This is a genomic window from Devosia neptuniae (genome assembly GCF_025452235.1).
In the GTDB taxonomy this organism is placed as follows: domain Bacteria; phylum Pseudomonadota; class Alphaproteobacteria; order Rhizobiales; family Devosiaceae; genus Devosia.
The window spans coordinates 872,101-886,890 of sequence record NZ_CP104965.1; the positions used below are offsets into that span (position 1 = coordinate 872,101).

The window sequence follows — 14,790 nt, forward strand, 5'->3', positions numbered from 1 at the left end:
TCAAAGCAGTCGCCGCGGGTTAGGCTGGCGCTATAAGTCGCTCGATCTGTAATTTTCCTAACCCCTTATGTTACGACAACCGCGCCAGTTGGCACCGCAGAGGAAGATCCGCTGCCGCCATTTATGGCGACGACCCAGTAGTACCGGGTGCCTGCGGTTTCGGTCCTGGTCACAGAGAAATCGACGCCGGGCGAACCATATTCGGTCTGCACGAGCACCGAGCTGCCAAACACATTCGTGGTGCCGCGATAGATTCGGACACCGACTGAGTTGGAACTGGCGGAGTGCGTGGCGTTGATCGTGACAGTACCTGCGCCGCCCGCTCCCGACACGCCGGTAGGCGCAGCAGGATTGCTGATGTCTGGGGTAGCCGTTATATCGACGATATCTGTGTAGTCGCTATAGACCCCACCAGGAGACCTTGTGCGGGCGCGTACCTGATAAGCCGCCCCCGATGTGACAACTGTGCTTTGTGCAAAGCCTTGACCGTCAGTTACCGCCATGTTGCTCCATGCGGGCTCTCCGGCAACTCGGTACTCGACCTCCTGTGACAAGCTGGTGCGGGATGGTTCAGTCCATGTTGCTGGCAGGTATGGACCAACGGGCGATCCATCGATGATCAGGTTGGCAGCCGAGACATTGAAGTCCTCCGGCGGCACCAAGGCAATCGGTTCAGATGTATCTGGCGGAGATGCCGGCCCACTGCCTTCCTCCGTCGCTGCATCCCAACTGTAGGCGGAAGCACCTAGCGAGGTCACCGAAAGCTGAACACCGGACAAGTCGTCCAGTATCTTTACCGATTGGACAAGGAACGAGGTGTCGATACCCAGAGGCCCAAACTTGATGGTGACCGTTTCTTCGCCGAGAGCGTTCAGCCCATAGAAATTGGTGACGATTGTACCGACCCAAAGCGGATTGCTCTTGGCGGTGTGTATCTTCGCCAGCCGCCGCGCCTGCCCATGGTAGGGCACCATCGGCAGGTCTAGTTGCTCGGAGAGCACCCTGCCGCGTAGAGCGATGTTGGACTCATCAAGCCAACGCTCTCCCTCGCTATCCAGGTAATCCTGCGCCGGATCGACGTAGGTGATATTGAGTTCATTGAAGGCCGCGAGCGCCGATTGACCTTGGCGAAAATCTCCACTGATGATGTGACCTAGACTGGAATCCAGCGTCAGTGTTGGGGCAACCCACTTGCCGCCACGGATAGCCATCTTGCCTGCGCCGTTAATGTAGAGATCGGCGTCGCAGGCCTGACACATCCTCAACAGGACGGTGCGCATTTCCTCGTTGAGGGCGTAACCACCAGCCAGACGGTATCGCTTGTCCGAGCCACCCGCCTTAAGCGGTACCAACTCATCACAGAGGTTCGCGAATGCTTGAAATGACGCCAGATCAATCTGGCTCTCGAGCTTCCCCGCACCAACGGGGAAACCCGCACCATCAACGCCGGTCAAATAGTCATAGATGCAATCGGCTGGGTTGTCGGAGAAGATACGAGCGCCGGTGCGAACCGACTTGACCAAGGTGGCGTCCATGACGACGCGGACGCCAGGGTTGCCTTGGGGGTAAACCTCACCGATCTTGTCAGATGGAACCTCGTAAAAAATAGCGAGGCAATTGGCTACGCCGCGAAGGCGATGATCCGCTGTTACCTCTGGAAAGGCGCTGTCGAGGGCGGCATGGACAGTTTGTGAGGCAGTGCCTGTCTTGAAGTAAACACGGGCAACATATTGCTCGGTGGGGGATCCGCCGCCACCGGGGCCTGCGCTTCCCGATGGCGTATAATGGTATGGCGCTTCGACAACGTAAGAATTGGCATCCACTGTAACCAGCTGATCATTAAGCCAAATTTCACGTATGGCGGAGATTTCACCCTCATTGAGGGTAATACCGGAATAGAGGTATCCGTCTTTGTTTTCGAAGAACCAAAGCGCGCCGCCAACCTTGACGCGCCCATAAAAACGCCAACGCGGCCCAACCGACTGCCGAACAGTGGCCTGCCGTTCCTGCGCCTGCGGCGTATTTGGTTTGGGTGCAAACGCCGCGGTAAGGAGGGACGCCCCCAATAGGGCGGCGCCAATCAGTGCAGAGCCAACCAGCGTGGCACCGATACCGGAAATCGCACCGCCCCAGCCAATATTGACCAGGAAGGCGACACCAATGGAAAGGGGGTCTTGCGGCGGACGACTAGTCTGCGCCTCCCACTGTCGCGGGGGCCAACGGAACCACGTCATGAATGGACCACGCTCTCAAAATTCTGGGATTTGTTAGGAAGGTGACGCCGGTTTCTGAGCGCGCGGCCCAGCAAGCCTTGCCGGTGACGCGGCCAGTGCAAATGGCGCCGTAGGGGCGTCCGCCGACAGCGATGAGGCCGAAATCACCAGTGTTGGGAGAAGCGGTGCGCATAGCTCCCGCCTCGCGGGCAATACGGGTCACCAAGCGCTGTAGGCCGCGGTGTTGGAGCAGGACTGCATCTTTTTGCTCAGCCGTCCCGTAGGCGCCCCGCAGCCAATCGGCTGGGTCGGTGCCGTGAACGCGGAGCCACCAATCAGCGAGCATCAGGGAGCAGTCATCTCGACCCCATTCGAATGGCCGAGATGACTTCGCAATGAGGAAGGAAGTGAGGACGCGCTTGGTATCGGGCCGGTCGGGTTTGGCGTTCACCGCAATCACCCCCTCAGCCAATTCACAGTTTTGTAGAGCAGCGAGGCCATGAACTCGAAGCCACGGTCACCAGGCCAGCGAGCACGCTGATCGGTATCTGTGTAGAGACCCCAAGGCGCCCGCACCCGATCCACGAATAGCGTTTCGGCCGAGAGCGTGATCGATTGGTCCTTCACGCCTGCCACAAACGACAGCGTGTCCATCGTTCCGGCCCAGATGGCGATCGGCGTATCGAGCGCTGTGTAGGCAGAACTTAGGAACTGGAGGTGGACGGCGCAGGGCCGACCAGTAACCTCCGCCGCCGAATTGACAGCGATTGAAAGCAGGTTTGAGTCGACGCCCGACAACTTGAAGGTGGTCTGGGGGGCGCCGAGGCCACGACTTTGCTCGAGCCCAGAGACGGACCCCATCTCGCCGAAGCCCTGCCATTCATGTCCGCCGGCGGCAAGATAGCCATGGCCATCCCAAAAGCGCTGCGTTCCTGAGGCAAACTGAAATTCAAATAGCGTTGCCGCCTGCACGCGGTGCCCCGCGGCAAGTTCTGAAACGGTGAGGGGCAGCATTTAGCCTCCAAGGGGCTACTCGGAGCGCCCTAGCGCTTCCGTCAAATTCAGTTCGACTTCGCCAAACCGGCCCAGCCGTAACGGCATGCGGCCCATTTCATCAGTGTCCAAGACCCAGATGCTTTTGGCATCGAAGTCCACCGTGTCATCGACATCGACCGCAGCACGGAGCGGCGGCTTGAAGGTGATGTCGATGAACTCTTCCGTGGTGCCGGCTAGTTCCCAGTCGGTGACTATATGCAGCCATTCGTTCACACTGAAGAACACGCCGGCGGTCATCGCCCCCGCAAAGTCTGAGGCCAGGACGCGAACCGATGTTGCACCACGTGGTGCTGCGACTTGTACGGCGGACGTTGGCTGCGCGAGCGCATAGCCAGTGCCGTCACTAAAGAACGCGCCGTCGCTGTGTGGAACGCTGTCGCCAGGATAAGATGCCCCGATACTGCGACGGCCAATCCTGTACTGATCGCAAATTCTTGCGCGCAAATAATTAAATCTGCCGTCAAGCTTGGCGTTTACGGCCCGCCATGCACGCGCACGACCCACCGTGTTGATCGGCAAGATAATGCGCCACTTCCAAATGGATGTGAGCGGCGAGATTACCTGCTCCATGCCATTCAGCGCGACACCGCCGCTCCTGGTATTTGGCACCAGGAGCGGGTCGGTTCGGTCAGATATTGGAAGGCCAGCCAGCTCAATAATTTCGGGCATTACGCTGTCTTCTCTGTTAGGAACCGTATCTGGCCTGATACTCGGTGTTTGCCATTGGCGACTGCTGTAGGGAAGTCCGCACTGCAGCCCCGCCGATGCCGGGCGCGGCCTTGGCAACGCGGTCGTCGGCAACGCTAGTGACGAACGGCATGAGGCTGCCGCTGTTATCTACATCGACCCCGACGGAGATGCGGAGGCCTTGCTGACTGCGGCTGGAAACCGCCCCAGGTGAGCCGACATAACCGCCGTTGGCACAGCCCTTGGCTAGCCGTGACAGGTTGCCGACACCGAGACGTTCGGTTTGAGCTTTGGTGAAGACGTACTCCCCACGATGAACCACGCCAGCTGGTTCATTCTTGCCACCTGCCCCGGTGTATCCACCGCCGGCAAAGCCGAACAAGCCGCCAAGCGCGCCAAGCAGGCCGCCCCCGCCACCAAAGCCGCCAAGCAGGGCGTTGATCCCGATCTGAATGACCGAGTCCAGGATGCTTGCCATGGCGTTGCTGAGTGCATCCGCAGCGGACTTGCCTTCGCGCAGGTCAGAGATAAATCCCTGGATTGCCGACTTTCCCGCCTCGCCGAAGTCGGCGGCGATTTGCTTAATCTGCTCTTGGCTCTCGGCCAGTTTCGCCGCCTCAACGGAGGCATTGGCATAGCCAGTAGCCAGCTCGTCAATGGTGGCTTTCAGGGCTGGCGTAAGCTCGATGCCGGCCGCAGTCGCTGCGGTCTGAAGCTCCTGCGAAACCCGCAGTTTCTCAACTGCGAAGCCGTAGTCGTTGACCAGAGGATTAAGCGTTGCCTGAAGTGCTGTCTTTTCCTGCAGCAGGCGGTTTTCTTCGGCCTGCTTTTTGAGGATATCGTCCAGCTTTTCGCCGGGAGACGTTTTGGAGCCTGAGCCTTTTTTGTCAGATGCGGGGATCTTGTAGTCCGACAATGAAACCGGCTTAACGACAGCGGACGGCTTGGGTCGATTTGCCAACTGCTCCGCGCGCTGGCCTTCGATATTCGTACGAGACGTTTCACCTCGCTGCGCGGCCGCAACAGCCGCTGCAGTTGCAACTGCCTCACTGCGGACAGCGAAGAGCGCGGAAACCAAACCGCCGAGTTGCCCGATCAGCGGCCCGAAGTCCCCCGCCGCACCGATTGCATTGATCGCCTCTGCGGCGGTTTCAGCTGTGCCTTTCCCTTCCAGCAGCTGCTGGATGAAGTCGTCAACGACTGGCTCAAGCGCACCAAATTGGCTTGCACCGTTCAACGCAAACGAGGCTAGTGCTTGTTCGGCTTGCGCCGTGGCTAGTTCCGCGTCACTGACTGAAGCGCCGTAGCGATCGAAGCTGCCTGCGACAGAGTCTACGGCACTGCCGATGGCCTCGAATTCGCGGACTGTTCCGGCCAGAAGGTCGTCGCCGAACTCGTTTCCGACGCTACTAATGAAGTCCAGAAAGCGATTGATTGCTGGTGCGTTTGCATCCGCAGCCGTGCCAGCGCCTTCGATGGCGTTGGAAAGTTGCTGCAGCACGCCAGCGATGCGCGTCGAAGCGCCTGTCGCCGTATCAAATTTGCCAGCCGTGTCGATAAGGACGTTTTGCAGGCGGATAAAGCCCTGAGAAACAGTGAGTTCCGCGCCGGCGACCTTATTGGTGAGGATTGAAGAGCCGGCCTCGAACGAGCGGAAGAACGCCTCGCTTGAGACCTTTCCGTCCACAACCAACTGGCGGAGCTTGGCAACAGAACCGCCAGCCTCCTCCAGCCCTGCGGCGGCCGCCTGCGCAATTGGCAAAGCGCCTTCCAGGATAGAGTTAAACTCTTCGGCACGAACGATTCCACCGCCGAGTGTTTGGCTCAACTGCAGCAGCGCGCCGGAGGACTCCGCGGCGGACTTACCAGACACGCGGAGCGCCACAGCCACCTTGTCGGTAAAGCCCAGTAACTCCTCAGTCGAAACACCCAGTTCCTTCTGAACTAGGGACGCGCGGCCATACAATTCAACCAGAGCCTCAAGTGGCGCGGCATTGCGCTGCGCGCTCTTGAAGAGATCGTCGTAAACGTCGGTCAGAGCTTGACCCGACAACCCGGCTACTTTCAGGCTGTTTTCGATCCGCGTCGAGGCGTCGATTAAAGTCTGCGCACCGCGAATTGCTGCGGCACCGGCGAACGCGGTGGCGATGCCGCGGCTAAAACTGTTGAAACTGTTAGAGACGTTGCGATTCATCGCCGCAAATCGCGTCTCAATCGACTTCGCGGACCTACTTGAAACGCCAACTGCGCGCTTCATCTCGCGCTCGTAACCGGCGATTCTGGCCTCTAGCGAGACCAGCAGAGTTTGGATAGTATCTGCCACGGGGCGCCTCGCTGTGGGGCCGGCAAGCGGCGGATTTAATGGGGACGCAAAAGACGCGGCGCTACTGCGATGAGCACGGCAAAGTCCTTGCCGAACGCCAGACGCCGAACCATGTCCTCCACCTGTTGCTGGCAGTGGTAACAGTTGGCTTCTGGATTCCGGTTTGGATATTGCTGGCGCTCTTTGGGAAGTCGCCGTGGCGCTGCCCTGTGTGCGGCGAGCGTACTAGCTGGCGTTAGCCACCATCGCGTAGAACTCGTCTGCCGACGGCGCTTCTGGCTTCTCGTCTGATGAGTTGGCGGCCTTGTAGCCATCCACCATGGCAGTGAATTCCCAAAGGGACATGGCGTCCATGTCGCGCGGAGTCATTCCGAGGATGGGACACCATCCGATAAAGGCGGACCAGGCGATTCTTCCGTCTCTGGATTCTTCACCTGATCCGCTGGATTTTTTCCCACGGGGTCTTCGGGGTCGCCGACCAGCGCTTTCATTAGGATAGCCTGGGCATGCAGGCGGCTTTCAAGTAGCGGGCGGTTGTCAACATACCGAACGCACAGCAGGTGCGCGTCAGTTGGCTTCATGCCGCCACCGATAAGACCGAGGCGCATAACTTCCCGAATGTCGTCTATCTTCCAGTCTATACCGGCAAGACGCTGCAATACCCGGTTAGGCCCGGCGTCGCACTTGTCCTGCAACTCGCGAAGCTGGCCGATAGGGAGGGCGAACTTGTGCCGCCCATCCCCCCAGTCTAGGTCGATCGAGCTGTCGCTCATCTAGCGCTCCTCTCGCTGTTCACTAGGCGGCGGCGGGAACGGATACGACCTCGCCGTTGCTGGCAATTTCAACTTCGATTTGGGCGAGTTCGCCGATGTTGGCAGTAATGTTGAACGCCGTCAGAATGGCGCTCATGGCGTAATGTCGGCCGCCCTGTGCAACTGGCTTGTCGATCTTCACGCGAATGTTTTTGGCGGCGCCAGAAAGGAACCACTCTTCCCAGAGGTCGAGGCTTTCCGTGGCCAGAGTACCTGACCCCGACACGCCGGCGGAAAGCGCAGAAACGACGCGCTCAGTCCATACCGCAGCGTCTTCGTCGTCGCAGTCCGGCACGTTGAAGTCGTTTGATTCAGCGGAAAAGTTGATGCCCTTGGAAGTCAGTGCGCATGGCGCGACAAAGACTTCTGTCGGCGTGGTGCCATCGCCAAGTTGGATCAAGAATTTGCTACCGAGGACAGTAGTTGGGCGTGCCATTAAAATGGGCCTTTCAAACGAAAAAGGCCGCCCGATGGGCAGCCGCTATGTGGGGGTAAAAGTGCCGGGAGGCGCTAGTCCGCGGGCTGTGTTAGTGCCCGGAACGTTAGGACCACGTGACTGGTAAGTCCGTCAGGGTCGTTCAGATAATCGGCACGTTCAATCTCGAGCAGTTCAAGCGTATGGCCGACGAGCGGAAGTTCGGTGTTGTGCAGTCCTGCCCTAATGGCAGATGCGATGCGCTTTGCCTCGGGCCAGCCGACGGCACGAGACCAGATATGAACGGTCAACGACACGTCGCTGCCGTCGTAACAGTCCGCTTGGTTCGGCAATACCGAACCAGTGCCAAGATGCACGTATGGGAAGACCTTTGTGGCCGGCACACGGTCGTAAACGCGTGTCCCGGATTCGGTATTCAGCGCTTTAATGGCGGCCACGAAGGCACCCTGCAATGCGAGGCTAGGGTCAGTTGACATCAAACACCTGCTGCGGTGCGGGCCGCCTTACGAACTGCCGAGGTGGCACGGCTCTTGGCGCGCTTCTTGACGGCGCGATAGGCTGGCCAGAAGAATTGCTGGTCCGGCATGTTCGCCGTTCCATGCTCAACCGCCAGCGAGTAATCGTACCCGTTGCGTGTGGTTGCCTCGCCGCCCGCCCTGACTACCACCGACAAATCATGCTTGCCCGGCTCCTGCCGAATACTAGCAACCAGGTCACCGTCGTCTGTAGGCGCAAGCGACTTGGCTAGCGCCACCATTTCAGTGGCCGACTTCTCCAATACACCGCGGATTTCCACCCGCGTTGCCTTAGGGATAGCGCGCAGCTTTTTTTCAAGGGAGGACAGCCCGAATATCTTAGCCATCCGCCACACCAATCTCGACGTCAAAGTCGATGTAATCTCGACGGGGGCGGTGAATAGCGGTGCGGATTGAGTACACTGCGCCGGAGCGCGCGTCGACAAATCGCCAACCGGGGGTAATGGCTGCAGCGGCGGCACTGTATCGGGCTGTCACGATATAAGTGGCAACACCCTGCAGCCTACCAGCAATGACGGCCTCACCGCCCCTGCGAACCTCTACTGCGGCTGGGTGCTTTTGCGTTCCGACCCAGACGCCCTCCAAATTTCCATAGCCATCGTCGATTTCTTCGCGAGACTGGGCAATGAGAACTTCCCTAAGGGGTCCGGCTCCTGTCTTTTGCGCCATCATCGCCCCCTATTTCCACTGCCCTGCCAGCCGCTACCGCTGCATCGCCGCACTCACGGCGCACAGTTTGATTTCCTGGCTTGAACGCCAGCGTGACCTTCCCGAATTTCTCCGGAGGATCCCAGTCGAAGTTTTCAGTGAAGCGGACTCGCACAAGCGGCTCCTGTGACGCCTAGCGCCGATTATCGAGATTTGATTTTGATCCGGACGGACTCGTCCATGGTGCGATTGCCGGAAGTCACCACGCGATTGGTAAGCGTGTACGAGACACCCTCGGCACCACCGGAAAGCCAAACTTTCGTGGCGGTGCCTGACTGCTCATCGCTGTCGATCACGAGCGCGCCGTCAGCCAGCAGCCAGGTCGAGGTGACAATCGTGTCGCCACTCAGCCTGGCCGCCCAGTTAAGGTCGTAGTCCAGCACTTCGTTCGGGTCTTTTGCATCCCAGGATAGGCTCATAGGTCACCCTGTACGGTTCGCACGGCGGCACTCACCGCGGCAGTGCGGCGCTCTGAAGCGACACTGGCTGTTCTTTTTTCTTTGGCGGTGACGGCTGCGCGGGGCATCGCGGCTGCGCTTGCGTTTCGCCTGTCGGTGCCAATTATGGCCAGTCTGACCGTGTTGATGGCCGTGGCAACACGCACTGAAGCGGTAAACACACCACCACCGATGGAGCGTAGGAGACTGACCAGCGTCGATGACGCTGCGGCCACAGTGAACGCCACGGCCTTGCCCACCAGAGCCGCGCTGTGTGTGGAAACTGCAACGGCAGAGCACACCGATCTGACTGCCGAAACACCGACCGAAACAGCCGTTGTGACGACCACATGGTAAGCATTCGAGACAAACGCTGTAACGACAGTGCCAAAGCCGAGCGAAACAGCCTTGCCAACCGACTTGGTAGCGAAAACCAGCGTGCCGGCAGCAACCTGCGTCGCATGGGCAGATGATTTCGCCACCGCCGCAACGCCAGAGACCGCCACTGACAGGTTTTTCCCTGTCCTTCGTCCCCAAGCAGCCGAACTCGCCACGGAAGCCGTGACGGTCACCAGGAACGCGCGCAATGCGCTTACCGTGGTGACAGTTGTGCCAGAAAAAGCACGGATTGCAGAAACCGCCTTCATCGTGGCCGTGGAAGTCGATGCGGTGACAGATATTGTTCGCACAAGCGCGCGAAGGTTTTGAATTGCCACGGCGCTAGCCACCGTGAACGCCAAGACTTTAATTATGGAATTGGCGCGACCGACAGCGCCCGCAATGGACACATACGTCGCCTTGCTAGCTACTTTTCTAGCCGTCACAACGCCAACAGATGTCGCAATCACATGCCTACCGATTATGCGGAGCAATGCTAATGCGCCACCGCACACAGCAGCTACCGTCTTGCCAGCACTTCGCACCACAGATACCGAACTGGTCGCGCCAGCCGTTACCGATTGGTTTGTTGTAGATCCAGACGACGCAGGTGGCACCGAAAAGCTGATCGCGCGGTATTCAAGGCCGCCCACCCATGTCCATGTCGGCATGGTCTGCGCACCAGACGCCAACCCATCACGGGTAGCGATGTAGTGCGTACCGTCTGTGCCGGTCGTCGTAAAAGTGTACTCGCGCTCAGTCCAACTGTTCGCGGTAAACGTCGCTCCGGTTTTATCGTTCGGTTGGTATCCAATGACGACGCCAACGCTGCCGGTATCGGTGACCGTCAACGGCGGCCCTGGTAGGGTCGTGGCACTCGCTGTGCCCGTCACGTTGGACCAGTCCTTGGTCGCTGCGCCGCCTGGGAACCGCATAATCACGGCGGAGATCAGGTCTCCAACTGTCAACCCGCCGAAGGTAATTGTTGGCGCGACTTCGCTGCCACCGGCGGTTTTCTCCAGGATCGAAATCTTGGTGTTTTGTCGGGTCTTTACGTAACTCTGATCAGCCGAAAATGTCGTTGCATCCCGTAGACTCGATGCGAAGATGATAAGGAGATCACCAGCGGACACCCCTACTGGCAGAGCCGGAGTGATCGTATCTGTTGCTGCTACAGCCGCTTTATTGGTTCTGGATCCAATGGCCCCAAATGATACGGCCACTGGATGCTACGAGAACGTGGTATTCAAGGTGAAGGCAATGCTGTCACCGCTAGCGAGGTTAATCACCGAGAAGTCACCCCAGATGTCCATGTTCCCACCTGTCGGTGGCGAGCCCGTGCCAGCTGCGTCGAACAGGCCGATTTCCGTGATGGCTCGAGCGCCGGCAGCAGTAATCGTCCCGACCGCGCGTAGTGTGTCGCTAGTCACGGTAGTGGTCTGTTGCGACATAGTGGCGGCCGCGCGTGCCTCTGTCGTGGTCGTCGTGGTGACCACGTTGGCTGTGGCTGCCGCACCAGACCCTGTGCCCCACTGGAGATACCAGGACGCTGCGGCCAGAAGTAATGTGAAACGGGCGAGCCCGGCATTCTGGACGCGAGCGACCATTTTAAATCCTTGTGTCTAGCGCTTGTTTTGGCCGGGATGGCGGATATTCCACCACCACTGCAAAATTGGGTTTCGGTGATAATAAGCCACCGTCCCAAGGTCTTCCCGGCTGCCGTCGGCGCGCGTGATAACCGCTGAAATTGTCGCTTCTTTTGGCTTCGCGTGCGCGATCAAGCCGCCAGTGATGGCCATGGTTTTCTCCTCAGAAAATGGTGGGTGGGTTAGCTCCAGATGAAACGGTCTTTGCAGTCCGTCTCGTCTTCCTCGAACTTTCGCCACACGCGCCATGGCGCGATGAGGTGCTTCACTGAGATTGGAAGCTCCTCTAGCTTTTGATCGGTCGATGCCTCGCGATTTTCGTAAAGGTGACCAGTCACAAGAAGGATGGCCGCTTTGATCGCCGAGTTCACGATTATCGCCGTCTCATCGTAGTCGTCATCACCCTCCTCGGGCAGAGCATTGTCAGCAGGAAGAACAGGCCTGTCCAATGTCTCAATGACCAAGGATTCTGCGGCGGCCAGATAGATGGCGATCTCCGCGTCTTCGTCGTCGAACGAGACGCGGAGATGCTTTTTAACGAGCGGCAATTCAAGAAGTGGCATTGCTGCTCCTGTCGTGTAGTTAGGCTGCGATAACGGCTGCCGTCGGCGCGCTGGTGGCCGAGACGTTGCCCTTGTCGTTGGTCGCGGTCACGGTCACGGTGATGACCTTGCCGATGTCGGCAATGACGGGAACGTAGGTGGCGCCCGTGGCTCCGACGATCACAACGCCGGCTGCTTTCCACTGGCGGGTATAGGTGGGCGATCCGCTCCACGTTCCGGTCGTGGACGTCAGCGTCTGCCCAACCTGAGCCGCGCCCGTGATTGCCGGAGCAACAGTGTTGGCGGGCGAGCCAATTCCGTTCACAATACCGGCGCCAATGTAGCTGGCTACGCGGCGCTTACGAGTCTTTGTCGACAGCATCTGGCTTAGCCTTTTTCTTTGGTGCGGGAACCGCAATTGGCTCAACCGCAGGCTCCACAGACTCAACAAAATCTGGCGCCGCCTTGACGGTGTCGCCCTTGATTTCAACGAGGCCAAGTGCCTTCAATTCGTACGCCGCGCCAGTTTCGACATCGAATGCCTTGCTGCGCTTCGTCTTGAGTTCGCCATGCCAAAATGTGCGCAATGGCTGCACGGATACGTCGGACATCTCATCCTCCATGAAAGAGTGAGGGGGCGCAGGAGCGCCCCCGCGTCAATTAAGCAGGATTGACATCGCCGGTGACGAAAGCTTCGGGGCGGTACACGGCCAGGCCAAGACGCTCTTCCGCGCGGATGGTGAACATGTTCTTCTCGAAGTCGTCGACGTTCTCGCTCGAGAGCAGAACTTCGATTTCCATGCGGTCGAAAATCTGCGCGGCGTACGAGAATGCTCCAGTCAGGAAGTCGCCTGCAGCCATGGCCTGGGTCGACACGACCGGCAGGTTCCATAGGGTCGGCGTCAAGCTGCCCTGCGGATTGCCGATGATGTAGTTTTCACCGGCGTCCTTGGTGAGTTCGATTTTGGCCCAATCAATCGGGTTTAGAACGAACGCAGTCGCAGGATACTCGGCCAGAATGACCTGGAGAATAGCAAGGCGCAGCCGGTCGATAGCGGTTTCGCCTGCAGGCGTGAAGGCTGGGGCGAACGCAGTGGCCTGCGGCACGATGCCGAGGATGTTCTGGCCCACGCCCGAACCGTTAAGAAGCTGGTTCTCTTCGACGAACTTCAGGCCGTAGCGGGCGCGACCGTCGATATAGCTCTTCAGCGCCGGGGCGTCGTCGAGAATCTGGCGCGAGGCCTTGAACAGGTGAGCCAGCGTACGAACCGGTGCAGTCGCCATATCGAAGGTCAGGTCAGAATAGGGCTTTGCAGTCGTTTCAGCAACCGGAGCTGCGGCGTTCGTGTAGCCCGTTTCCTTGACGTACTCGACGCTGTTGGACGAGGTCTGGCCAGGGAGCAGCAGATCACGGATGGTAAGCTGGCGCTCTGGAAGACCAAAGATGCCAGCCACGCGTGCGCCGGGGATCAGCGACGTGCCAGCCGAGCGACCCGCACCAACAGTGGTGTTGGCCGAGGTAATGGCAGCACGATCAGCGGTCACCTTGATAGCGCCGCGCGATGCGCCAGTCAGATTTCCAGCCTTGTAGGCGGCAGACTCAATGACCATGTCGCCGAGCGACTTGTAACCGTCTTCGACGGCTTCCTTTTCGCGAGCTGCACGCTTCTCGAGGTCGCCCAGGCGGGTGGTGACATCGCCGAGTTCGGAAAGCGCCTTGTCGGTGGCTTCCTTGAGTTCGGCGGTCACAGTGCCACCAGCCTGCACCTTGGCGGTCAGGTCCGCGCCCAGGTTCTGGACGGTTTCCTTGATAGTCGAAAGCGATGCGCCCAGCTCACCAATCTTGGTGGCCAGGTCAACAGTAGGTTCAGCCATGATGGCTCCGATGATTTAGGGGGTTTTGGGGAAGGCTTTTGCTTCAGCCAGCACTCGGTCGATGGCCGCCAAAGCAGCGGCGTTTTCCGTCTCGTCAGGATCCCCCTGATCGGTCTTGAGGTAGAGCCGAGCGGCCCGCTCTGCCTCCGAGTTCGATGCGCCCACAAGTCCCTTGAGGCCGTGTTCGAACTCGCGTTTCGTGATCGGCTCGCCCGAGCGTAGTTTCGCGCTCAAGAGTTCAGCCGATCCATTCTTGGATGCGTTGTCCGCCTTGATTTTGCGGACTGCGGCAGGCGTGGTTTCAGCACCGAACCGGGCCAGCGTCTGGTCCAGTGTGGCGATGCTATCCGCCATGCCTCGCTTCAGGAGTTCCTTGGCGCCGAACACCCTGCCCTTGCCGAAATCGGCAAGCACTGTCTCGACGGAAACGCCGCGGCCTTCCGCGACTTCGGCCACGAACAACTGATAGGATTCGTTGACGCGAGCCTGGACAAATTCCAGGGCGTCCTTGGGCATGGGCTCGGTCTCGTTGCCTTCCACCTTCTCGGGTGTCGAGGCAATGTAGGTGCGCTTAACACCAGCCTTTTCCAGTGCTGCCGAGATTTCCTCGTGCACCGTGTACACGCCGATTGAGCCGGCACGCCCGGATGGCGTAACCACGATCTCATCAGCCTGGCTGGCGATCCAGTAGGCAGCACTTGCCGCCATGGAGTTCACATGCGCGACAATCGGCTTGGAGCCGCCACGCAGGGAGCGAATTTCAGCCGCCAGTTCCATCGTGCCAGGAACCGAACCACCTGGGCTGTCGATTTCCATGACAATGGCCGAGACGTCATCGTCTGCCAGCGCAGCGTGCAGCGCACGGGTGAGCGAATGATAAGAGGTGCCACCCGAAAGGTCGGACATCATGGTCATGCGCTGCGAGAGCACGCCGTACACAGGGATTAGCGCCACGCCCTTGGGCGACGCCGCTTCCTGTGCCTTCTGCCCGCCACCGATGCGCAGAGCGACTTCCTCGGGGGTGTAAACCCCGCCATCCGCCTTAAAAAGCAGGAAGTCGGTCACTGCGGACAGTTTTTCGCGGTCGAGCGCCCACGGCTCCGCCGCGAAGGCAGAGAGAATATGATGATACTTCATGTGG

General features: G+C 59.3%; 20 protein-coding genes. All 20 read right to left on the reverse strand.

Features of this window, described 5'->3' with window-relative positions; genetic code table 11:
- Window positions 1–65: 65 nt before the first annotated feature.
- A complete protein-coding gene (locus N8A98_RS06790) occupies window positions 66–2,234 on the reverse strand; it encodes a phage tail protein (protein WP_262170169.1) in 2,169 nt (722 codons plus the stop codon).
- Window positions 2,188–2,673 (reverse strand): DUF6950 family protein, encoded by a 486-nt coding sequence (locus N8A98_RS23360; RefSeq protein WP_390888807.1) that lies wholly within the window; start codon window positions 2,671–2,673, stop codon window positions 2,188–2,190. Before N8A98_RS23360 ends, N8A98_RS06790 begins: the two co-directional genes overlap by 47 nt.
- Window positions 2,670–3,227: a hypothetical protein gene (locus tag N8A98_RS06795; protein ID WP_262170170.1), complete on the reverse strand. Its 558-nt coding sequence runs from the start codon at window positions 3,225–3,227 to the stop codon at window positions 2,670–2,672. The genes N8A98_RS23360 and N8A98_RS06795 overlap by 4 nt, the downstream gene beginning before the upstream one ends.
- Before the next feature lie 15 nt (window positions 3,228–3,242).
- A complete protein-coding gene (locus tag N8A98_RS06800; RefSeq protein ID WP_262170172.1) occupies window positions 3,243–3,938 on the reverse strand; it encodes a hypothetical protein in 696 nt (231 codons plus the stop codon).
- A gap of 16 nt (window positions 3,939–3,954) precedes the next feature.
- Window positions 3,955–6,279 carry a tape measure protein gene (locus tag N8A98_RS06805; protein ID WP_262170173.1) on the reverse strand — a complete coding sequence of 775 codons (2,325 nt, stop codon included), beginning with the start codon at window positions 6,277–6,279 and terminating at the stop codon, window positions 3,955–3,957.
- 225 nt (window positions 6,280–6,504) lie between these two features.
- Window positions 6,505–6,648 (reverse strand): hypothetical protein, encoded by a 144-nt coding sequence (locus tag N8A98_RS06810; RefSeq protein WP_262170174.1) that lies wholly within the window; start codon window positions 6,646–6,648, stop codon window positions 6,505–6,507.
- A complete protein-coding gene (locus N8A98_RS06815) occupies window positions 6,645–7,052 on the reverse strand; it encodes a gene transfer agent family protein (RefSeq protein ID WP_262170175.1) in 408 nt (135 codons plus the stop codon). The genes N8A98_RS06810 and N8A98_RS06815 overlap by 4 nt, the downstream gene beginning before the upstream one ends.
- Window positions 7,053–7,074: 22 nt before the next feature.
- On the reverse strand, window positions 7,075–7,491 hold the full coding sequence (locus N8A98_RS06820) for a phage tail tube protein (protein ID WP_262170176.1): 417 nt from the start codon (window positions 7,489–7,491) through the stop codon (window positions 7,075–7,077).
- Window positions 7,492–7,601: 110 nt separating this feature from the next.
- On the reverse strand, window positions 7,602–7,964 hold the full coding sequence (locus N8A98_RS06825; protein ID WP_262170177.1) for a DUF3168 domain-containing protein: 363 nt from the start codon (window positions 7,962–7,964) through the stop codon (window positions 7,602–7,604).
- 38 nt (window positions 7,965–8,002) lie between these two features.
- Complete coding sequence (locus tag N8A98_RS06830) at window positions 8,003–8,389, reverse strand: HK97-gp10 family putative phage morphogenesis protein (RefSeq protein ID WP_262170179.1); 387 nt, start codon at window positions 8,387–8,389, stop codon at window positions 8,003–8,005.
- A complete protein-coding gene (locus N8A98_RS23365) occupies window positions 8,382–8,735 on the reverse strand; it encodes a head-tail adaptor protein (RefSeq protein ID WP_390888808.1) in 354 nt (117 codons plus the stop codon). The genes N8A98_RS06830 and N8A98_RS23365 overlap by 8 nt, the downstream gene beginning before the upstream one ends.
- A gap of 179 nt (window positions 8,736–8,914) precedes the next feature.
- Window positions 8,915–9,190, reverse strand: coding sequence for a phage fiber-tail adaptor protein (locus N8A98_RS06835; protein WP_262170180.1), 276 nt, complete (start codon window positions 9,188–9,190; stop codon window positions 8,915–8,917).
- The gene (locus tag N8A98_RS06840) at window positions 9,187–10,809 is read right to left on the reverse strand and encodes a hypothetical protein (RefSeq protein WP_262170182.1); all 1,623 of its coding nucleotides are present in this window, start codon (window positions 10,807–10,809) and stop codon (window positions 9,187–9,189) included. The genes N8A98_RS06835 and N8A98_RS06840 overlap by 4 nt, the downstream gene beginning before the upstream one ends.
- 6 nt (window positions 10,810–10,815) lie before the next feature.
- The gene (locus tag N8A98_RS06845) at window positions 10,816–11,193 is read right to left on the reverse strand and encodes a hypothetical protein (protein ID WP_262170183.1); all 378 of its coding nucleotides are present in this window, start codon (window positions 11,191–11,193) and stop codon (window positions 10,816–10,818) included.
- 15 nt (window positions 11,194–11,208) lie between these two features.
- Window positions 11,209–11,385 carry a hypothetical protein gene (locus tag N8A98_RS06850; RefSeq protein ID WP_262170185.1) on the reverse strand — a complete coding sequence of 59 codons (177 nt, stop codon included), beginning with the start codon at window positions 11,383–11,385 and terminating at the stop codon, window positions 11,209–11,211.
- Between the two features lie 29 nt (window positions 11,386–11,414).
- The gene (locus tag N8A98_RS06855; RefSeq protein ID WP_262170186.1) at window positions 11,415–11,795 is read right to left on the reverse strand and encodes a head-tail connector protein; all 381 of its coding nucleotides are present in this window, start codon (window positions 11,793–11,795) and stop codon (window positions 11,415–11,417) included.
- Window positions 11,796–11,814: 19 nt separating this feature from the next.
- Window positions 11,815–12,156: a hypothetical protein gene (locus tag N8A98_RS06860; RefSeq protein WP_262170188.1), complete on the reverse strand. Its 342-nt coding sequence runs from the start codon at window positions 12,154–12,156 to the stop codon at window positions 11,815–11,817.
- Window positions 12,134–12,385 (reverse strand): hypothetical protein, encoded by a 252-nt coding sequence (locus N8A98_RS06865; RefSeq protein WP_262170189.1) that lies wholly within the window; start codon window positions 12,383–12,385, stop codon window positions 12,134–12,136. The genes N8A98_RS06860 and N8A98_RS06865 overlap by 23 nt, the downstream gene beginning before the upstream one ends.
- 49 nt (window positions 12,386–12,434) lie before the next feature.
- Window positions 12,435–13,649 carry a phage major capsid protein gene (locus N8A98_RS06870; RefSeq protein WP_262170191.1) on the reverse strand — a complete coding sequence of 405 codons (1,215 nt, stop codon included), beginning with the start codon at window positions 13,647–13,649 and terminating at the stop codon, window positions 12,435–12,437.
- A 15-nt stretch (window positions 13,650–13,664) separates the two neighbouring features.
- Complete coding sequence (locus N8A98_RS06875) at window positions 13,665–14,786, reverse strand: S49 family peptidase (RefSeq protein ID WP_262170193.1); 1,122 nt, start codon at window positions 14,784–14,786, stop codon at window positions 13,665–13,667.
- Between the last annotated feature and the right edge of the window lie 4 nt (window positions 14,787–14,790).